At 44.3% G+C, this 20,367-nt stretch carries 17 protein-coding genes; 6 read left to right on the top strand and 11 right to left on the bottom strand.

What is annotated here, in order from left to right; genetic code table 11:
- From Q4561_RS16775 to Q4561_RS16760, 4 genes are all read right to left on the bottom strand, one after another.
- Window positions 1–3,327, bottom strand: a 3,327-nt coding sequence (locus tag Q4561_RS16775; protein ID WP_303462213.1) for a FimV/HubP family polar landmark protein, incomplete at its 3' end; no start/stop codon positions are given.
- A 399-nt stretch (window positions 3,328–3,726) separates the two neighbouring features.
- A complete protein-coding gene (locus Q4561_RS16770) occupies window positions 3,727–4,743 on the bottom strand; it encodes an aspartate-semialdehyde dehydrogenase (RefSeq protein WP_303462212.1) in 1,017 nt (338 codons plus the stop codon).
- A gap of 59 nt (window positions 4,744–4,802) precedes the next feature.
- Window positions 4,803–6,005 carry a 4-phosphoerythronate dehydrogenase gene (locus Q4561_RS16765; RefSeq protein WP_303462211.1) on the bottom strand — a complete coding sequence of 401 codons (1,203 nt, stop codon included), beginning with the start codon at window positions 6,003–6,005 and terminating at the stop codon, window positions 4,803–4,805.
- 115 nt (window positions 6,006–6,120) lie between these two features.
- A complete protein-coding gene (locus tag Q4561_RS16760; protein WP_303462217.1) occupies window positions 6,121–6,876 on the bottom strand; it encodes a class II aldolase/adducin family protein in 756 nt (251 codons plus the stop codon).
- Between the two features lie 72 nt (window positions 6,877–6,948).
- Between Q4561_RS16760 and Q4561_RS16755 the strand changes: the two genes are divergently transcribed.
- Window positions 6,949–7,653: a Crp/Fnr family transcriptional regulator gene (locus Q4561_RS16755; protein WP_303462210.1), complete on the top strand. Its 705-nt coding sequence runs from the start codon at window positions 6,949–6,951 to the stop codon at window positions 7,651–7,653.
- A 203-nt stretch (window positions 7,654–7,856) separates the two neighbouring features.
- Here Q4561_RS16755 and fabB read toward each other — a convergent pair whose 3' ends face one another.
- Window positions 7,857–9,071: a beta-ketoacyl-ACP synthase I gene (gene fabB, locus Q4561_RS16750; RefSeq protein WP_303462208.1), complete on the bottom strand. Its 1,215-nt coding sequence runs from the start codon at window positions 9,069–9,071 to the stop codon at window positions 7,857–7,859.
- A gap of 514 nt (window positions 9,072–9,585) precedes the next feature.
- Between fabB and Q4561_RS16745 the strand changes: the two genes are divergently transcribed.
- Window positions 9,586–10,605: a GGDEF domain-containing protein gene (locus tag Q4561_RS16745; RefSeq protein ID WP_303462206.1), complete on the top strand. Its 1,020-nt coding sequence runs from the start codon at window positions 9,586–9,588 to the stop codon at window positions 10,603–10,605.
- A 36-nt stretch (window positions 10,606–10,641) separates the two neighbouring features.
- On the top strand, window positions 10,642–12,798 hold the full coding sequence (gene mnmC, locus Q4561_RS16740; RefSeq protein ID WP_303462204.1) for a bifunctional tRNA (5-methylaminomethyl-2-thiouridine)(34)-methyltransferase MnmD/FAD-dependent 5-carboxymethylaminomethyl-2-thiouridine(34) oxidoreductase MnmC: 2,157 nt from the start codon (window positions 10,642–10,644) through the stop codon (window positions 12,796–12,798).
- A 2-nt stretch (window positions 12,799–12,800) separates the two neighbouring features.
- Here the strand turns inward: mnmC and Q4561_RS16735 are convergent, their stop codons facing one another.
- The 6 genes from Q4561_RS16735 to Q4561_RS16710 form a co-directional block, all read right to left on the bottom strand.
- Window positions 12,801–13,517 carry a FlgO family outer membrane protein gene (locus Q4561_RS16735; protein ID WP_303462202.1) on the bottom strand — a complete coding sequence of 239 codons (717 nt, stop codon included), beginning with the start codon at window positions 13,515–13,517 and terminating at the stop codon, window positions 12,801–12,803.
- 2 nt (window positions 13,518–13,519) lie between these two features.
- Window positions 13,520–14,287, bottom strand: a complete 768-nt coding sequence (locus tag Q4561_RS16730) for a FlgO family outer membrane protein (RefSeq protein ID WP_303462200.1) — start codon at window positions 14,285–14,287, stop codon at window positions 13,520–13,522.
- Between the two features lie 4 nt (window positions 14,288–14,291).
- Window positions 14,292–14,969 (bottom strand): FlgO family outer membrane protein, encoded by a 678-nt coding sequence (locus Q4561_RS16725; protein WP_303462197.1) that lies wholly within the window; start codon window positions 14,967–14,969, stop codon window positions 14,292–14,294.
- A 328-nt stretch (window positions 14,970–15,297) separates the two neighbouring features.
- Window positions 15,298–15,615, bottom strand: a complete 318-nt coding sequence (locus Q4561_RS16720) for a YfcL family protein (RefSeq protein WP_303462196.1) — start codon at window positions 15,613–15,615, stop codon at window positions 15,298–15,300.
- A 30-nt stretch (window positions 15,616–15,645) separates the two neighbouring features.
- Window positions 15,646–16,776 (bottom strand): ATP-NAD kinase family protein, encoded by a 1,131-nt coding sequence (locus Q4561_RS16715; RefSeq protein ID WP_303462195.1) that lies wholly within the window; start codon window positions 16,774–16,776, stop codon window positions 15,646–15,648.
- A complete protein-coding gene (locus Q4561_RS16710) occupies window positions 16,776–17,417 on the bottom strand; it encodes an elongation factor P hydroxylase (protein ID WP_303462193.1) in 642 nt (213 codons plus the stop codon). Before Q4561_RS16710 ends, Q4561_RS16715 begins: the two co-directional genes overlap by 1 nt.
- A gap of 311 nt (window positions 17,418–17,728) precedes the next feature.
- Between Q4561_RS16710 and Q4561_RS16705 the strand changes: the two genes are divergently transcribed.
- The 3 genes from Q4561_RS16705 (at window position 17,729) to Q4561_RS16695 (ending at window position 20,251) form a co-directional block, all read left to right on the top strand.
- A complete protein-coding gene (locus Q4561_RS16705; protein WP_303462191.1) occupies window positions 17,729–18,445 on the top strand; it encodes a hypothetical protein in 717 nt (238 codons plus the stop codon).
- Between the two features lie 129 nt (window positions 18,446–18,574).
- Window positions 18,575–19,030, top strand: a complete 456-nt coding sequence (locus Q4561_RS16700) for a thioesterase family protein (protein WP_303462190.1) — start codon at window positions 18,575–18,577, stop codon at window positions 19,028–19,030.
- A gap of 27 nt (window positions 19,031–19,057) precedes the next feature.
- Window positions 19,058–20,251 carry a TIGR02281 family clan AA aspartic protease gene (locus Q4561_RS16695; protein WP_303462188.1) on the top strand — a complete coding sequence of 398 codons (1,194 nt, stop codon included), beginning with the start codon at window positions 19,058–19,060 and terminating at the stop codon, window positions 20,249–20,251.
- The last annotated feature ends 116 nt before the right edge of the window (window positions 20,252–20,367 follow it).

The raw sequence follows: 20,367 nt of genomic DNA, 5'->3' as shown, positions 1-20,367 counted from the left end.
CCCCCCCCCCCCCCCCGCCCCCGCCCCCCCCGCTTCGGCAGCTGCTTCTGATTCGGCTTCGGCATCGGCTTCGGCTTCGGCTTCGGCTTCGGCTTCGGCTTCGGCTTCGGCTTCGGCTTCGGCTTCGGCTTCGGCAGCAGGCTCTAATGCTTCAGATTCATTGTCAAAAATATCTTCTAAATCACTTTCTTCAGAAGGAAGCGCTTCAGTATTAGACTCAGCTGATTGAGAATCATCAGAATGAGAGTCCTCAGGAATAGGATCGTCAGAGGCAACCTCTTGACCTGGTTCAATATCAGCATCAAGTTCTGCAAGTAATTCATCGTTAAGCGGATCGTCGCTTTCTGCAGCAATATCTTCGTCGTCAGTATTCTCAATTGCTTCAGATTCTACCGAATCAGTCTGGCTAAGCTCCTGAGTTAAAGGCTCTTGAGTTGAAAGCTCTTCTGCCAAGTGCTCTTCTGCCAGGAGTTCATCTGCTGAAGACTCTTCTGCTGAGGGTTCTTCTGTTAAAGGCTCTTGAATTGAATCATCTTGAGCAGAATCAGCCTCCTCTTCAACAAGCGGCTCTTCATCTAACGTTTCGGTTTCGTTAGCGTCATCATCTATATCTTGTTCGTTGGTTTCAGCCTCAAGCTCTGTTTCTACAGTTTCAGTTTCTAAAGGATCGGCTTCTAAAGGTTCTGGGTCTACCAACTCTGATTCTAGCGGCTCGGACTCTTCGGGTTCTGAATCTGCTAACTCTGCTACATCGGCTTGTGAATCATCAGTAAGTGTATCTTCGTCTTCCAATAGCTCTTCAGGTGTAAGCGATTCTTCTAATGGCGATTCGTTTGTTTCACTCTCAGCTTCAGTAGCTGAATCAGTAACTATCTCAGTATCAGGCTCATTACCGTCTTCGACATCTGCTTCAAGTTCTGCAAGCAATTCATCGGCTAACTCATCTTCCGGGCTTTTGTCTTCGACCAATTCACTGTCAGCATCTTCTTCAGCTTCTAAATCAGCCCCTAACTCAGCGAGCAGGTCATCGGTCAGCGGATCATCAAAATCTGTTTCATCAAGGCCTGTTTCATCAAAGCTGTCGGGATTCAAATTAGCATCAGAATCATTAGCTGATGAATCGTCTTCTTCAGCATCAATTCCCGCTTCCAATTCTGCTAGCAAGTCATCGGTAAGTGGGTCGTCGAAGTCACTTGTTTCTTCAACATCGCTATTTGCGTCAGATGCCGCTGGCTCTACTTCGTCATCATTTGATTCAATGTCAGCTTCTAGCTCAGCAAGTAGGTCATCGGTAAGCGGGTCAGAAAAGTCATCATCTAGTGATTCATTTTCTTCGCTGCTATCATCAAGTTCATCAATGTCATCAATGTCATTGAGTTCATTTTCGTTGAAGCCCAGCTCTTCTTCGCTTTCAGCTTGCAATTCAGCAATCAAGTCATCAGACAATGGGTCGGAAAAGTCATTCGCACTTTCCGTGTCTTCAATATCAATTTCATCTAAATCGTCGGTAATACTGTCAAGGCTTTGAATTCCTTGAGGCGAAGGTGCAGACGCGACAGGTTCAATATCATCGTCGTCATTCGCTGTATCGCTATCTTCATCACTATCATCTAAGCCGCCCATCATCTCAATTTGCTCTATTTCACTAAGCAAATCGTCTGTAATACGATTGAGATCTTGATCTTGCTGATTAATTTCATCATCTAGCTTTTCAATCATCTCTTCATTAATAAGATCATCTTTGCTATCGAGTTCATCAATTAAGCTAGGCTCAGGCGCGTTTTGTTCTAGCAAGTCGTCAATACTAATTTCGGGAGTTTCGTCGTCATCATCTACGCTAGGTAGTGTCGCGATTTCTTCTTCAGCGTCGTTCGTTTCTGTCAGTGCTTCGTCGAGATTATCGTCTACAGTTTCATCCTGCGTTTCACTCGCGGCAACATCCGCCATTGCGCCATCTAAAATATCATCTATATCAAAGTCGCCATCATCCTCGACTTCAGTTTCAGGCGTTTCTTCTAAATCTGGGGTTTCGTCTAAGGCATCCGAATCTTCGTCAAAGTTAGTAAGATCATCATCGTCACCAGAAAGGTCGAAACCTTCTAGGCTGCTATTTTCATCTTCACTAAGTTTGTCAGACAAGTCATCGTCATCGAACAAGCTATCTAGTTCATTCTGGTCAAGCTCGTCGTTGCCCGATTCAAATAGGTCGTCACTGTCATCATCCGGCACCAACATGTCATCATCGAGGTCGCCGAACGTTTCTAAATCATCATCAAGACTTTCTTCCAACTCAGAAGTCAGTACATCGTCCAGCAAGTCGTCGTCGTTAAACAAATCGTCATCGCTTAACTCCATACTGTCGCCAAGATCAGGTTCTAAGGCACTTGCCAAATCAGCCATGTCAGTATCAGGTACAGGCACATCATCAGTAGCTTCTATTATTTCAGGAGCCTCAGCGGGTTCTGACGGCTTGCGTTTTAGCAACCAGAAAATCAGCCCGCCCACTAACAGTAAGGTAAGAATGCCCGAGCTGATAATGAGCAACATGGGGCTTGAAAGCGAACTCCACATCGATTTTTGCTTTTCGGTTTCTCGCGCCATTTGCTCGGCTTTCATCATGTCGAGCAATTCTTGCTGTAGCGCCACTTGGGTGTCTATTTGTGTTTTAACATCACCTTCAACCTGATTACGAAGCTCTTGAAGTTCGCCATTCACTTCATCTACTCGGTCGTACAGTTTGCGATTTTCATTCAGCAAGGCTTCAACGTTTTCTAAAGACGCGGCAAATTGCATCCGAAGTTCGTCAAACTGTCGGGTTTGCTCTTGGTCGAGACGAGTTATTTTTTGTTCTATGTTGGACTGAGTTTGACTTAAATCATTTTGATTAACTAAAGGTGCTGGCGGCTTTATATTGCGTACACTACTACCGGGCTGATTTAATAATTCAGCAAACCTGCGCTCATCACCTTCTGCTCGCGTTTGTGCTTGGCTAGCATCTATACGGGAAATAAAGCGCTCGGAAGGAAGCTTAAGAACAGCTCCATCAACCAGTAGATTTAAATTCTGTTGTTCGAAAGCATTCGGGTTGAGTTCATAAATAGCGGTCATAACCTGATAAACAGACAGGTTATTATTTTGACGATAACGCTCAGCTATTCGCCAAAGGGTATCTTGAGAATCAATGGGGCCATATTCTAATCCAGAATATTGACTGGTCGCGTTCTTGGGCCCTTTTAGCAGGGTAGCGCGTTCCTGTGCATCGACATTGTTGTGGGGGGCTAGCAAACATAACGTAAGTAAAACTAAGCCCGTCAAATGCAATTTCATAGCAATCCTATATGCCCTCAAGCGTCTACACCGCCCTGTGTCTTGGCGGAGATTCGTAGCTAAACCTCTATTTATCAACACCTAGGTGCAACAAACGGGTACAGCCTTTATTCTTATCATTTGATAGCGCCTGCGCACGAATGAAATGCCCTATCAATACAGATATTTTTACTGCTTACCGGTTAATTAATTTAGCAAAATGGTCGGTAGCATTTTAATCTGGCTTAGGAAACTATAAACCAGTTATGAAAGGCAATCTAGTTAGCCATTCGGTTTTCGGTATCTATTTGTTGAATATCGATATAACAGCTTATCGGCCGAGTAAGCAAAATATTTACTTACTCGGCAAAATCAACCTGACAAGGCCTATCTTCAAGGCCTAAACTATACAGATTATACTTACAGGTAATCGCGAATTAAGGTTTCTGCGATTTGAATACTGTTAGTTGCTGCACCTTTACGAATATTATCTGACACTACCCATAAGTTAAGCCCACAAGGGTGCGTGATATCGTTTCTGATGCGACCAACGTGCACCATATCATTACCACTGGCACTGCTAACTTGGGTTGGGAACTGATCGGCAGCATCGTAAACTTTTACGCCCGGTGCATCAGCGAGTAACTGTTTTACCTGTTCTGCATCTATTGGAGCACGGGTTTCTAAATGAATTGCTTCCCCGTGGCCGTAAAACACAGGTACTCTTACCGCTGTCGCGTTAACTAAAATACTGTCATCGCCCATTATTTTTTGGGTTTCCCACACCATTTTCATTTCTTCTTTGGTGTAGTCGTTGTCTTGAAACGCATCAATTTGAGGAATAACGTTAAACGCGATTTGACGGCTAAAAGCTTTTGTTTCAAGTTCACGCGCATTTAAAAGGCTAGCGGTTTGTTTTACCAACTCTTCCATCGCCTCTTTTCCTGCACCTGACACCGACTGATAAGTACTTACGTTAATACGATCAATACCCACAGCATCATGAATTGGCTTGAGCGCTACCATCATTTGAATAGTAGAACAGTTGGGATTGGCAATAATATTGCGGTTACGAAAGTCAGCCAGTACATGAGCGTTAACTTCAGGTACGACTAACGGAATATCCGGCTCATATCTAAACTCAGAGGTATTATCGATAACAATACATCCTGCATCAGCTGCTCGAGGCGCAAATTCAGCAGAGATGCTGCCGCCTGCAGAAAAGAAACCAAATTGAACCAACGACCAATCGAAAGTATCTGCATCCAACACTTCTACGTCTTCGCCCTTGAAGGTAATACTGGTTCCCGCTGAACGTTTGCTGGCTAGTGGATATAAACGATTTACTGGAAAGCCGCGCTCTGCCAATAGTTCTATCATGGTTTGCCCTACTAGACCGGTCGCGCCTAATACGGCAACGTCAAAGGCTTGAGACATAAGTGTTGTTTCTCCTGTAATGGGTGATTCTTAAAAATAGAAGGTATTAGGCTGGCAAGCTAGGCTTGCAATGAAAAACCTAACCCTTTCAATTGCTGTTTAATTTCATCCGACGTATCTCTAGGTAAAATAAGCGTATAAGCACTGCATTCCCGTCGAACTCGGTAGCTTTTGCGCATAGTAGCAAAGGTGTGACTGATGCTGGCAGCAATTTCTTCACTATTCGCACTTTCAGTTTGTTGCATTAGCAATACATCACGTAATGCTAGACGAAACGCGTTATCGTCGATATCCACGTTATAAACTTGCAACATTAATCCTATCAAATCTTGTTTTAATAAACCTAAGGATGAAGGTGATGCTAAATCTACCTTGATGGGTTCAATGGCGGGTAAACACTCGTCTAAGGTTTTAGTGCTCGGCTTGCCAAGTAAAGCAGAAATTTGCTCATACACGTATTGGGTTCCGCGCACTTTCCCTTCTACTGAATGCCCTGCTATATGCGGTGTCATTAGCCAACAATGCTTGGTTAGTTCAAGGTTAATGGCGGGTTCGTTTTCGAACACATCTAACACGACCGTGGGTGGGTTAGCTTGGTTTAATCGCGTTAACAACGCTTGCTCATCGACCACTTCCCCGCGACAGGCATTGATAAGCAACTGATTACCTTTTAATTGTTCAAGTACATTCGCATTAATTAGCTTGCCCGTGGAATGAGTACCTGACTTCACAAAAGGCACGTGTAGGGTAATCACATCGCACCCAATGATTTCGTCAAAATCGACAAAGGCTCGAGGGTCGCCCGACGCACGTAAAGGGGGATCGCAAAGCTTATAGTGGATATTTAACGCATCTAAACGTTTCGCCAAGGCTGTACCAACATGCCCTGCCCCCACAATTCCGATAGTAATGGCGTTTGTATCTAATTTGCCAGCGCGTTCAGCCAGCAAAACTGCACTTAACACATATTCTGCTACCGCAACTGCATTACAGCCGCCCGCTGAATTCCAGCTGATACCCTGACTATCTAGCCAGCTTTTATCCATATGATTGGTGCCAGAAGTGGCAGTGGTAACGAACTTTAATTGCGACGCTTGGCTAAGCAAGTCTTGATTAACTTTGGTCGTGGAACGCACCGCCATGACATCGACATTTTTGATATCTTCTGGGGTCAGCGTTTGCCACGCATAACTGCTAACGTCGCCTAAGCCACTTAAGTATTCACGGCCTAGAGGAATAGTGTCTTCAAATAGTATTTTCATGGCGCTAAGTTTACCTTAATCTTATGGATTAGTAACCTTGAGCACCATGATTCAGTACAGCTTTTTAGTCTCGCAACAGCTTAAATGGCCAGCTTTCCCGTCTAAACTGTATAGCTCAGTTATCAAAACCGGGAAAACGGCGGGCTACCCTACGTTTAATTCCAGGCCACGCAAGGGTTCCACCTGCTTGTTTCGTTACCTCGGAAGCTTGCGCTCGAATGCCTTGCAAAATAGCGGAGTGGATTGGAATGAGTTTCTGCCCTGTAGCTTGTGCTTTAAGTTGTATTTCACAGGCTCTTTGAAAAATGAACATAAACAAAAACGCATCAGGGATATTGTCAGCACAGGTAAGCAGACCGTGATTGCGCAATATCATAAATTGCGTGTCGCCTAAGTCACGCACCAAGCGCGCTTTTTCGTCGGGATTTAACGCAACACCTTCATAGGCATGATAAGACAAAGAAGCTAATGGAAACAATGACTGCTGTGAATAGGCTTGTAAGCCTTCCTCTAATACGGAAAGCGCTACCCCTTCGGTGGTATGCAAGTGCATAACGCATTTTGCATTGTCTCTGGCTTCATGCACGGCGCTGTGAATAGTGAAACCCGCTGGATTTATGTCGTACTCGCTTTCCATGACTTTGTTGCCATGCAAATCTACCTTCACCAAACTTGATGCAGTTACTTCATCAAACATCATGCCGTATGGGTTTATTAAGAAATGATGCTCGGGCCCTGGCACCCTGGCTGAAATATGGGTAAATATCAAATCGTCCCAGCCATACATGGCCACCGCGCGATAACAAGCGGCTAAATCCACACGAGTTTGCCACTCTTGCTCGCTTACTTGTGCTTTTACTTCTGAATTCATCATAGATCTCCTACATTTTTTGCTACCTTACGCTTAAATTACACGCTAAACTGTCGGATAAACGACACTGTAATGAAAATGTTAAATCAACAATACGCTACCGTTTTAACCAGCTCTATGTGGTTTAAATCTTTACCTGCCCATTTGCAAAGTGCCTTGCTCGATAAGGTTCGTATTCGCCAGTTAAAGGCTGGGCAACAATTGCATGCTAAGGGCGAAGAAGGTATTGGCTTTTATGGCGTGTGCGAAGGCCGCCTGCGGGTAATGAATATTGGTGAAAACGGCAAAGAAATGCTGTTTGCACTACTTGGCCCAGGTACGTGGTTTGGTGAAATATCTTTGTTTGACGACTTACCCCGAACTCACAACAGTGTGTGTGAAATCGATACCGTTATTGCGGTTATACCAAAAGCAGCTTTTAATGCGGCTTTAGCGGCACACCCCGAGCTCTACCCTCATTTCGCGCGTTTGCTTTGCTCAAGAGTAAGAAGTGCATTTCAATTTATAGATTCTAGTGCTGGGCTTAACCTACAGCACCAGCTAGTAAAGCGCTTACTTATGCTAACCACCAGCTATGGTCAGCACTTACCCCAAGACAGTGCAATTACGTTAACCTTGTCGCAAGAGTCTTTAGCGCAAATGATAAATAGCAGCCGACAAACGGTGAATCAACTCTTAGGGGACTTGCAAACCCAAGGGCTACTGCATTTACACTACGGGAAAATAACGATTAGTCGCCCAAGTGCTCTGTTTGCGCTTTTAAAAGATAAAGAGTGAGTGTGACGCACTGATGCTTATTTAATTGCGGATAGGAAAATACGCTCTGTGATCAAAAAGGCCCGATAACAGTAAACTAAATTACCGTCATCGAGCCCTTAATATGAACGATTAAAACGCCGGCTGCTGTTACCTAGCCTGAGTATCTTGTTTGTTTTGAAGCTGATTGCCGCTTCAAATACAAACCAGTGAATCTATAGCGTTTAACCTTGGTAGCGCTGCATCACCAACGTTGCGTTAGTGCCGCCAAAACCAAAGCTATTCGACATAACCGTGTTCAACGTTGCTTCACGTGCTTGTGTAACTATGTCGAGACCAGCGGCTGCATCGTCTAAGGTGTCGATGTTAATTGACGGGGAAATGAAGTTATTTTCCATCATTAACAAGCTATAAATAGCTTCGTTAACACCAGCAGCTCCTAAAGCATGACCCGTTAGTGATTTTGTTGCACTAATTGGTACACCAGACTGACCAAACACTTCTTGAATAGCCGCCAGTTCTTTTACATCACCTACAGGTGTTGACGTTCCGTGGGTGTTCAAGTAGTCGATGGGTGCAGATACATTTTGCATGGCCATTTTCATACAACGGATTGCGCCTTCACCAGATGGAGCTACCATATCGAAGCCATCAGATGTTGCGCCGTAACCCACCACTTCACCGTAAATTTTTGCGCCACGGGCCAATGCATGCTCAAGTTCTTCAACTACAACCATACCACCGCCGCCAGAGCTAACAAAACCATCGCGCGCTGCATCATAAGTACGTGATGCTACTGAAGGGTTGTCGTTATATTTAGAACTTAGTGCGCCCATAGCATCAAACTGACTTGATAGTGCCCAGTGTAGTTCTTCACCGCCACCTGCAAACACAACATCTTGCTTGCCTAGTTGAATAAGCTCCATAGCGTTGCCAATACAATGAGCACTGGTAGCACACGCAGATGCGATTGAGTAGTTCACACCGCGAATTTTAAACGGTGTGGCAAGGCATGCTGAAACCGTAGACGCCATACAACGAGGCACCATGTATGGCCCTACTCGCTTAACGCCTTTTTCACGCAGAATATCTGCCGAAAGCACTTGGTTTTCAGAAGACGCACCGCCAGAGCCAGCAATAATGCCAGTGCGGTCGTTAGAAATATCGCTGTCTTCTAAGCCTGAGTCTTCAATTGCTTGTTGCATAGCAACATAAGCATAAGCGGCTGCATCACCCATAAAGCGCATTGCCTTGCGGTCGATGTGCTCTTTAAGATCGATATCGATATTACCCCACACTTGGCTTCTTAAGCCCATCTCAGCGAACTGCTCAGAGTGTGTAATACCTGACTTACCTGCTTTCAATGAAGCAAGTACATCTTGTTTATTGACGCCGATGCTTGAAACAATTCCAAGACCGGTGATAACTGCTCTTCTCATAGTTTACCCTTTGCGTTGATGCGGCTATGGTAACGATTTTGATTGGTAAAGTGGTCTGCTCTGCCTAACTAGACCATGGGCACACGTGCATTCCCTCGCTAACCGCATCTATGTGCATTTGCTTTAATTATTATCGTGCCACGTGAATTGCGGGAACTAATGTAGCATGAAAGCCACACTCAAATACTAGAAGAAAATACCAAGTTCACAAAAGCTTCACTAAACCTATAAGATGTTTTTAGCCCATTCAGCTTAAGGTAATTGTAAATTTATTAGATTTTTTTTATTTAAATGCTTTAATTTAGCTGCACTCATTCATAGATTTTTTAACAGCGCTTTTTAAAGTTTAGGAAAACTAAGAAGAACTTTTCCCTTATTCGCCTATCATTAACAATTAAGATAAACACTTTAAATAAATTCAGTTAATATTGCGCACAAAGAACGCCCCCCAGTACACATTGAACGTGCTCAATTGTCACGGCGCTAAAGCAACACCGTAAGGAATAAAGTTTACATGGCCACTTCCAATTTTTGGGGCAACGAACTCGAATACAGACGCACCGTGTTACGAGTAGTATTAATAGTTATCATCGTTGCAGGTATCACTTTTACCATCAACAATTGGATTGTAGGTCACAAAGTTTTTGCGATGATAGAACTACTCGTCGTCTTTTTATCTGTTGGTATCTTGGCCATTCATAAAAAGACACCCAATTTAGCACTATGGTCTTCAGTCTTTTTATTCGCGCTATATACCGTTATCTTAATTGGTATTTTTACCGCTTCATTTAGTTCCGCCTTATACAGCTGGTTATTTATTGTTCCGGTATTATCCTATTTGCTACTTGGCACAAGGTTAGGCACATTATATTCCGTGGTGTATGTACTGTCTGGCTGCGGTATTTTGACAACTAGGCACGTGATGCAAAGCGACGATGTACCTACTATAGCTATCATCAATATTGCACTAACCCTTACGGCAATTTGGGCACTTTCTTATACCTATGAACAAAAACGTGCTCAAACTGTTAAGCGGTTGCAAGAAATGGCGTCTTTAGACCCGCTTACTGGGCTGAATAACCGCTTACTGCTTGGCTCTATATTCGACATGTTGTGTGATAGTTTGCCCGAGAAACAAAAATCGGTCTCTATGATATTGGTAGACTTAGACCATTTTAAAAAAGTGAATGACGAATTTGGTCATGACGTTGGCGATGCGGTGCTAGTTGAAGTTTCGCGTATTATTAACAGCATGCGCCGTAGAAATGATTGGGCCTTTCGGTTTGGCGGTGAAGAGTTTTGCCTACTTATACCTGCTGTTACGCCCACTCAGGCCCACGGGATTGCAGAGCGCTTGAGGCATTGTGTAGAACACACAATAAGTGCGGAAGGCTTTCCATCCACAATGACCGTAAGCATTGGAGTGGCTCATTGGCCAGAAAGTGGCAATGAACTTTCTCAAATTTACAAAGCAGCTGATGAACGGCTATATCAAGCAAAAGAACAAGGCCGTAATCGGATAGTCTCTGAATAATTTGTTATCAAAAGCACAAAGAGTTAAACAACACCGGTGAAATCTCAACAAGCAAGCGTGCATTTCAATGAAAATGGCACACCCGTCGCTGATCACTTTGGCGACGTTTATTTTTCCAACGACAGTGGCATAAACGAAACCCAATATGTATTTATGGGTGGTAACGATATTATTGAGCGCTGGCAAGCACATACTCAGGCCAGCTTCGTCATTGCTGAAACTGGCTTTGGAACAGGGCTTAACTTTCTTGTCGCCATGCAAGCGTTTAACGCTTTTAGGCACGCTAATCCCAACCATCCGCTTAAACAGTTATTTTTCTTAAGTACGGAAAAGTTTCCCCTTCCAAAAGCCGATATGGAGAAGGCGTTACTGGCGTTTCCTGCTTTACAACAAGAAGCAACCGCCTTAAGTAAACACTACCCTATTGCTTTAGATGGTTGCCACAGGCGGCATTTCGATGAATTTTCAACCACCTTAGATTTGTGGATTGGGGATGTACACGATTTATTACCTCAGTGGCACTGCCCTACAACAGGGCTGATAGACGCCTGGTTCTTAGATGGCTTTGCTCCTAGCAAAAACCCAGATATGTGGGCCGATACCTTATTTGAACAAATGGCTCGGTTGTCAAAAGTAAGTACAACGTTTGCGACTTTCACGGCTGCAGGCTTTGTAAAGCGTGGTTTGGCTTCAGCTGGCTTTACTGTATCGAAACGAAAAGGCTTTGGCAGAAAGCGGGATATGTTGGTAGGTGTTTATGAAACGCAGTCCGCACCTTCTGAGTTAGAAAAGCGCGCATTCGAAGGCCCTTATTATCGTTATAATCAAGCTGCGATTACACCCGATAGTTATGTTGTCGTCGTTGGCAGTGGCCTTGCAGCAGCAACGGTAACACTGGCTTTGGCTAAACGTGGCATTAACGTTACCATTTGTCACGACCAAGATACCTTAGCAACTGGTGCATCTGGGAACCCTCAAGGCGGCTTTTTCCCTCAACTTCACTCCGAAGCAAGTATTGCCAGTAGAATTCAGGCGCATAGCTTTTTATATGCCTCGCATATCTATCACAACTTGCTAGATGAAAAAGATGATTCGCCTGAAACTATGCCTGAAACTAGACACCCAAAGCCATCGGTTGCCTATAATTTTTGCGGGGTAGCGCAGCTTAACTTTAATGAAAAAGTAGCCGTTCGACAGAAAAAATTGATAGAAAACGGTGTCTGGCCAGAGGCATTAATTAAGCCGATAGGCCCTGAAGCTCTATCGAAAAAAGCTAATATACCACTGCCCTATGATGGCTTGTTGATAGAACAAGGGGGCTGGATATCTCCGCCTGACTTAGTGCATGCATTAATCGAACACGCTAAACAGTACGCTACCGTTACCTTACTTTCTAATCATGAGTATGTTTCGCATACCCTAGAGACAGAAAATAGCGAAGTGGCAACAGAAGGTGCATTAGATCAAGTCAATAACCTTGCAATAGAATTCGATATCAGTAAAACCGCGGAAAATTCCACAAAGCATGCCGATGCTATGCTTAAGAAAACCTTGCATGCTGATCATCTCATTTTAGCTACAGGTTCTGGCGCCGTGGGCAGCAAAGCATTCTCCGCATTACCGCTACGGCCAGTTCGAGGGCAAGTAGAAGCCATTGCCACTCAAACGCCTATCGACGCATTGTCTACCGTGATATGCCATAAGGGGTATATGACCCCTGCCCTCAACAACAGACATGCACTAGGTTCTACCTACATTAAAAACGACCTCACCACAGAAGTTCGAGCGCAGGAGAGCGAACAAAACCTGCAAACCCACCAGCAAGCTATGGCGAATACGAACGTGGTACAACAGCTTGAACATGATGGGGTAGCAAGAGCTTCCACACGATTGGGCTCGCCCGATCACCAACCGGTATCTGGCATGCTAACGAATTTTTCAGCACTTAAATCTCAATACGTTGGTTTATCTTTAGGTAAGCCTTTGTATACTGCTGACACTTTACCTGCAACGCCAGTAAGCACTTTGTGTTGTTTAGGCTCTCGCGGACTCACTACGGCGCCGTTGATGGCCGAGTTATTGGTGAGCACGCTAACCCATGAACCTTTACCGCTTAACAACGATTTATGCCAAGCAGTAAACCCAGCAAGGTTTATGGTACGCGACTGTATTAGAAGTATTTTTGATAAGTAGCGTTATTCTACTGGCACCTGTGCCGTTAAACCTTTGTTCAAATCGGTCACAATGAATGCAGGAATATAAATATTCGCACTGGCAACCACTTGTTTATTTTGCATAGAAACGATACGGGCATTAACACGAACGCCCCTGTCGTCTTCAATAATAGTGCCAGTGACAACATGGTCCATCGACACTTGTTTGGCCAACGAAGTAGCTTTACGGCTTAATACAAAGTCGCCATAGGGCGTAACCGTAACGCCATCAGCCATTTTAAAATCGACGATGGCTAACCCAAAATCTTGCAGTTCCGCAATTAGATATTCAGAAAGCTGATTTCCCAATACGGTGCTGTCGCCTAAAGACGTATTTAAACGCACAAAACTGGTTACCCCTACCATATCTTGCTGGGTAAGGCGGGTAGCATTATCCATTAACTCCATAGCCAATTGAGACGCATAGTCGTTTAAGCGCTTATGGGTTTGCGAGGGTGAAAAACCTTGATGCATAGGATCACGGTAGCCTGGATCAACCGCTACGTGTTGTTGGTATTCTCGGTCACGAGAATCGGGGCTGTATTCAAGTCCAGACCCACTTGGCACGGCAACAGGCTCAGCGGAATGAGACAGTTCACCATCATCACCTAGCCAAAAAGAGCCAATTGACTCAGTACTCGAGCACGCCGCCAAGTTCACGGCTAATCCCAGAGCTAGCAAAGCAACAAGCCTCTTCATGATTAACCTCTACTTAACTTAACGCCATCACGCATGCCATTCTTTTGGCTTCCGTCACTTGGGATTAATGCTTCTACCACATAAAACGGCACTAGCATTTGTGCACTTGCGACTACGGCGCGAGACTCTATGCCTAAAATTCGTGCGTTTACTAACACGCCACCTTGGTGTTTAGCCATGGTGCCTGTAAGTACATAATCAATAGGTAAATTACTACTAAGTTCAAGATAATCGCGACTTAGTACAAAGTCGCCGCCTTCGGTAATTCGAATATAGTCAGTGGCTTTAAAGTCGATAACAGGTACGCGAAACTTGTGTAGTTCATGCAGAAAGGATTCAGCCATTTGCTTACCAAGCAAGTCGGTTTCTTGCAGATTGGTATCGATAAGCGCGAAATGGGTTACACCAATGGGTGTTTTTTCGTTCACGTATTCCATGTTCGCAATAAGATCTTGGGTCATGTTCTTCACATAATCGCCAATATGCTTAGTGAGAGGTCGGCCTTTGTAAGCGCCTTGAACACTGGAGTACAGTGTAGGCTGACCTATGGCACCAAAGGCATCCATCCCTTCTTGCGAATCGGTCTGCTCGTCTTCGTCATCATTTTTTGATGATGCGCGATCTATTGCCATTATGTCGACCACATTCATGGCAGGTCGTGACGTTTCTTCCTCTGCCACTTCATCTTCGCCCATCATCATTGAGCAGCCACTGAGTGTTAGCGTCGATGTCGCTAGGATACATGCCGTGCGTTTAAGTAGTGCTTTCATCCCGTTACCTTCCACCTTCAGTTCTGTACAGTCGGCCATTACGACTTGTTACCCGCTCTTCTTCCCAGAATATTTCAGCGGGGAAAAACCGCGTTGCTGCCGCAACCACATCTTTGTTTCTGACATTAATTATTCTTGCGTTAACCACAGCCCCAGACTGCTGGTAAACCAATGTACCTGTTATAAAGAAATCAACCCGTTCAACATCAGATAACTGGTCGATATTGCGCGTAAGTACTCTATCGCTATCGTCATTAATAATTATATCGTTCGAAAGCTTAAATTCTTGAGTAGTAAAACCACGCTTTGTCGCTTCAGTTATCATTCCTTGCTCTAATTGATGGCCTAACATCATTAATGGATGCTGGTCGTTCTTGTTAAACTTCATGGTATCAACAGGAACAAAGCCCGCTACAGCATAGCGTGCTTGTCGGGATGGGCGTACGCCAGCAAATAACTCATTGGCTAAAATATAGGTGTGATATTCAACATTGCCTAGCGCAGGAACGGCTAAGGGATCAGATTGGGACATTTGTGTTTCAGGATCATCAGATGACTGGCAACCGGCTAGCGTAATCAGTAAAAGTCCGGCAGCAAAGTACCCTGATATTTTTGCAGCATTACCTTTTAAGGTATTGCCTGAACTTTGCTGTAAACCAGCACATTTAATTAAACCGAACATATATTCACCTGAGGCTAAGCCATCCGAAACTGGGCCATTTGTTAGAAAGCGCCTGAAAGTAAGCGCTTAGCTAATACAGTAAACCAAAACAACCTTCTTCTCGGTGTTGAATACAAGTAGAGATTGCGCGTAGTGGCTTACTGTTTTACCCGCTGCCCCTTAATAGGTAACGCGAGTCGTGTTTTATTACCAAATGTAAGGGCAATATTCGTACCATAATCAGCACTAACGAGGAAAAGCGCTACAGGGGGAAGTTGTACGTAATAGTTCAAACTATTAGGTGGTATTAGCGGCAATGCCATGCCGCTATGAGGGGCTATTTGCCGGATTAACTTTCCGTTTTCACCCTTTGAGCCTGACTAAGTAATCGCGTCCACAGTGCGGTAACTTGCGCCGCGTCATCGCCTTCTAACTCTTTATTGTCAAAGGCAGCCTGTAAACTCGCGATCATATCCGAATTTAACTGTTCTAAAGTTGCTGTAGGCTGCATTTCTAGTAGGCGAGAAACAACTGCAAAATGACCTTGTAGATAACTAGCGGTGAATAACTCGTCGTCACTACCGTGATTTACTACATCGTCTAACGCAGCTTCTATCGCTGCAATTTGGTTTACTACTTGTTGGGGGGCTGAAGCCGGAGGTAACACGTATTTCTCCTTTAAATCCTTAACATAAAACTATTCGGCGTTATAAAGCACCTTGTCTTTATAGCCGGTAATAATGGTAAAGGCGCCACGTAGCATTTCATCTAACTCTGCGTCGCCTGAATCTAACCGCAAAGGTTTGTTATCAAGAGACTGCAGCTTTTGCTTAGTCGCCACTACTCGAATATTTTTCTTACCTACAGAACGAATAAAATCAGGGCTGAGCTGCTGATTCCCGCGGCCCAAAATATGCCCTTGCCCGCCAATAACGGTAACGATCACTTGCGTTGGCGTGCCTTTAGTAAGAGATAGCAATTCCGTTGCCGTGACATCACTGGCTACTAGCGCTTTATTTTGCACCACATCTACACCTAACAAGGTGTTATCTAACCCTAGAAACTCCATCACTGCGCCGACTGTAGAGCCTGAGCCCATAACAAAATAAGCATCAGGATTATCATCCATTATCTCACTTACCGTGGCAGCAATATCATCAAGTACTAAGGCTTCATCTTCTTTTCCGCCCATTTTGACCGCTTGCACATACGTAAGCTCGGCGGGCACGCGCATTTCGCCGTAATGTTTGGCAATAACCTTTCCAGTTCGAAACGCGTTTTCATCAATATCGCGAACCTCCCCTTCCATTACGCTAACTATTTCGCCTTTAATCATCTGGCTGATCACTTGCCCTGCAGCCGACGGTGTTACGCAATACACGCCCGAGTGAATTTTACATCCGGCAGGCACACCTAGCACAGGCACTTTATCACCTACAATGTTACAGACATTGCGGGCTGTACCATCGCCACCAGCAAACAAAATAACATCAAGGTTGCAGTTAAGAAATGCCTGTACAGCATTTTCGGTATCTTCCCCTTCGGTTTGCACCGCGGTACTTCGATAGACAACCTCAAAGGGTAAACCGAGCGAGGCACAAACGTCTTCGCCCATTTCGCCACTGGCCGTGACAATAGTAAACTGGTCAGCAAGTGCATCTAATATAGTCAGCGCTTTAGCCATTTTTTCGTTAGCTTTCTTTTCTGCGCCCATCGCCAATGCTTTTTCTCGAACATCTGCGCCATCACTGCCTTTTAAAGCAAGTGCACCGCCTATCCCCGCAAAAGGATTCACTACCACACCTAGTCGAAATATTGGCTTATTCATTAGCTTTCTGCACTCGAAGTGATTTCTGGCCGTGTTTCCAATTGCGGATCTGCGCAACAAACTACATTAGCATTTAAAGTCGGCTTTGAGTTAAGCCCAGAACCAAGCTCTGAACTAGCCGGAAAATCAGGTATTGAGCAGTGGTTAAAGCAACGTGCCAAGGCATCAATAAAACGTGCAGCTCGTGGTGGAAAACCATGTTTTTTGTACCAGGCTAATTGAGCTTCAACATTTTTTGTAAAGCCTTGTCTATCGGGCTCTGCGCCATTTAAGTTGTCGGTACTAACTTGGAATTGTCGCCCTGCTGCCTCCGTAAAGGCCCATTCAATGGCCTGCGGCTTAATCTCTACACTTTCAAATTCAGCTTGCTGCTTGGCATCTCGTCCATCAGGGCAATACCAATATCCGTAATCTTCTAACAACCGACGCTTCTCGCCTGCCACACACCAGTGCGCAACTTCATGCAGCGCGCTAGAAAAGAAACCATGAGCGAAAACAATACGATGAAAAGGAATATCGTTGCTTGCTGGCAGATAAACTGGTTCGTCATCACCTAATACCAACTGTGTTTGAAAATCAGCAAAGGTGCTATTGAACAAGGTAATCAGTGCAGGTACATCTGGGTCTATTTCATTCGCCACGAAGCGTTACTCCACCACCGAGAGAATATGTTAACCACGTAAGCTTGCACCACACACTAAGGTTCAAAAACGTTTCCTGTCTGCCATTTACAAAAGGGCAGGCATTATATCAGCAAAAAATAGGTTTCTCGACTCCTCTACTCCCGCCTATCCTCAAGCTTTTCTAGTAAACCAGTCTTGTATACTTATCTTATAAATTGGTCTTATAAATTGACCTGATCAATTAGCGCTTAGGATTGGCTTCTCGACTTGCATGCGCAACCTGCTTGCGTCAAGCTAGTATGAAGACATTTAGGAAGGATGTTATTTACGTGCCTCAGAATATCGTTAAGCATATACACAGAGTGAATGCGCTGCGAGACCTAGCGCAAAAAGTGGGTGTCATGGATAATATTCACGAACTCCAGCATTGGCAATGTGAGCGCTTATTGGTGTCTCATGAAGATTTAGCCAAGCAACCTCGTTATCAAAAAGCTATGCAGTTTTTTGTTGATGAGCTTTATGGCCCCAAAGATTTCAGCCAACGAGACGCTGATTTAGTTCGGGTGATCCCTAAGCTTGCTAAAGTGCTTCCCGATAAAGCCATGAACGCCATGAACGATGCGTTGGCACTGAACGCCCTTTCCTTTGATTTAGATATGCAAATGGTGCATCAACTTAAAGGTGCGCCGTTAAATCGAGATAGTTATGCCCTCGCCTATCGAAACACAGGCCGTCAGATAGACAGACAACGTCAGCTAGACATTATTGCGCATCTTGGTGTTCAACTTGGTGATGTAATTAAAATTAGGGGCATTGGCATGTTAATAAGTTTATCTAGACGCCCAGCAAAATTGGCTGGTTTGTTGTCGTTACATGAACTGCTCGAAAACGGTTTTCACTCTTTCAAAGCCATTGGTGACGTGCAAGGCTTTATTCAGCCAGTACTTGAACGAGAAGAAGCCCTAATGAATACATTGTTCGATGAAACCGTTAGCTTGCCCGAAGATAACCCTTTGCCTCAAGTTCAGAGCAGTTTAAACCCTTGATGCCAAGCGCTTTAGTTTTAAGCGCTTTGGATTTAAGCGCTTTATATTTAAGTGCTTTGCAAGTGAACACCTTATGAAGCAGCATATAATCCATTTGTTGCCTCAACCTAGCGATAGAGATTAATGAATATGGAAGCCCCCTCATTACCGTGGCGATATCAATCACCTTTCACTGGCCCTTGGCAAATAAAGGCCAGTCATTTGGACCATTACAACCATGTAAATAATGTCGCCTATTTAGCGCAAGCCGAGGCATTGGCTTGGGCGCATACCAATTCACTGGGTTTGCAGTTTGAAGATTACAAAACGTTAAACCGTGCCATGGTGATCAAACGCCACGAACTTGATTACCTGTTACCCTCCCATGAAGGAGATAACCTGCAGTGTGCAACTTGGATTGTTGGCTGTGATAACAAGCTCACGTTAAAAAGACACTTTCAGTTTATTTGCGAACGCAGGCAAAAAACCGTATTTGAAGCCTTAACCACGTTTGTTTGTGTGAGCTTAGATACCGGCCAACCAAAGCGTTTGCCAGAGCAATTCAAAACAATTTATGGCGATGCATGCATTAATCCTATTCTTTAACTTCTGTAAATGGAGATTTTATAACGCATGAACAAAGGGCTATTAGCGTGTTTATTTGTGGTGCTGGCTGCATCGTTGCTGTTAAACGGTTATCTGTTTCTTTCGTTAAACCAAGCCGTAGAGATAGCTGCGGCGAATAAAGCGTCTATGCTTCAATCTTCAGCTAGTCTAGATGGCCATCACGAGAGATCTGCAGCACATAGGAATAATGCGGTAGCTGGAAGTGAACGACAAATAGACCGAATGGGTCAGTCATCTCAAACATTACAGCATGAATTGCAGATAACTGAGCAATACATTCATGAACTAACCCTTCTGTTAACCAGCGGTAATTACGCTTTGCTTAAGCAGCAATTGAATAATGCACTGCAGCACTACCCCACTAATGAAAACTTGTTGCTGTTAGAGGCAGAATTAATAGTAAGAACACAGCCTCTATCAGATGCGCTTATCCATTTTCATGATTTAGCAGAATTGCCATTATCGCCAACCAGCAAAGCCAAGGTTGATAAACGAATTACCAATCTTTACAACACAGCGCAAGAAGAATTAACTGCAAACAGCCAATGGGATTTACTGGCAAATTTGAATGAGCCATTGTTCCAACGAGTGCCTGATAACAGACAATATACGCTTCAACTTGCCAAGGCGTACGCTTGGCAACAGAAAATCACTCTGATGGAGGATGTGCTTGCCAGCCTTGCCTATAATGATAGAGCGGCAAATGCGGTACGTAACATTGCTTACAATGAAAGAAGTCGAGATGAAGGCATAATCAACGAGGCATCAACCGATAACATGCTAGGCAACACGCTTTTAGGAAACGATGTTACACGCGTTGCCCTTATGCGCGAAGGCGATCAATACCGTGTTGGCGTGAGAGCATTAACCCAAGATGCTGAAATGGTATTAGATACTGGCGCCACTACGACTGCAATTACTACCGGGCTATTTAATCAGCTAGGCGGGCTCAAAAAACTTACTTTTATTGGCAACTTTGATGTTAACACTGCTTCAGGCACCATTAGCGCTCCATTGGTACACATCCCAACTTTTTATTTCGCAGGCTACCGCTTTAATGACGTTTCAGCACTGGTACTGCCCGCCGAAGCGCTGCCTAACTCCGATGGGCTATTAGGCATGAATATTTTAGGAAAATTCGACTTTTCAATCAGCCCGCAAGACAGTGAACTAACGTTAAAGGTACGGGAAGGAAACTAGGCGGCATAGAGGGGCGCTTCGTTGAAACAAACTTTATTATCGCTCTACAAAATTTTACTTCATCATTATTAATTTTCTGAAATTTCGCTGAAAACGAGATTAAGTAATTCGTCTCT

Source organism: Alteromonas sp. 1_MG-2023 (assembly GCF_030547075.1).
Classification (GTDB): Bacteria; Pseudomonadota; Gammaproteobacteria; order Enterobacterales; family Alteromonadaceae; genus Alteromonas.
The sequence above is the reverse complement of the archived record's forward strand: the minus strand, read 5'-3'. Positions and strand labels throughout refer to the sequence as shown.

Bases quoted from the DNA above. Each gene is read 5' to 3' on its own strand.
- Q4561_RS16770 (WP_303462212.1), bottom strand. From the start codon at position 4,743: ATGTCTCAAGCCTTTGACGTTGCCGTATTAGGCGCGACCGGTCTAGTA.
- Q4561_RS16765 (WP_303462211.1), bottom strand. From the start codon at position 6,005: ATGAAAATACTATTTGAAGACACTATTCCTCTAGGCCGTGAATACTTA.
- Q4561_RS16760 (WP_303462217.1), bottom strand. From the start codon at position 6,876: ATGAATTCAGAAGTAAAAGCACAAGTAAGCGAGCAAGAGTGGCAAACT.
- Q4561_RS16755 (WP_303462210.1), top strand. From the start codon at position 6,949: ATGAAAATGTTAAATCAACAATACGCTACCGTTTTAACCAGCTCTATG.
- fabB (WP_303462208.1), bottom strand. From the start codon at position 9,071: ATGAGAAGAGCAGTTATCACCGGTCTTGGAATTGTTTCAAGCATCGGC.
- Q4561_RS16745 (WP_303462206.1), top strand. From the start codon at position 9,586: ATGGCCACTTCCAATTTTTGGGGCAACGAACTCGAATACAGACGCACC.
- Q4561_RS16735 (WP_303462202.1), bottom strand. From the start codon at position 13,517: ATGAAGAGGCTTGTTGCTTTGCTAGCTCTGGGATTAGCCGTGAACTTG.
- Q4561_RS16730 (WP_303462200.1), bottom strand. From the start codon at position 14,287: ATGAAAGCACTACTTAAACGCACGGCATGTATCCTAGCGACATCGACG.
- Q4561_RS16725 (WP_303462197.1), bottom strand. From the start codon at position 14,969: ATGTTCGGTTTAATTAAATGTGCTGGTTTACAGCAAAGTTCAGGCAAT.
- Q4561_RS16715 (WP_303462195.1), bottom strand. From the start codon at position 16,776: ATGAATAAGCCAATATTTCGACTAGGTGTGGTAGTGAATCCTTTTGCG.
- Q4561_RS16700 (WP_303462190.1), top strand. From the start codon at position 18,575: ATGGAAGCCCCCTCATTACCGTGGCGATATCAATCACCTTTCACTGGC.
- Q4561_RS16695 (WP_303462188.1), top strand. From the start codon at position 19,058: ATGAACAAAGGGCTATTAGCGTGTTTATTTGTGGTGCTGGCTGCATCG.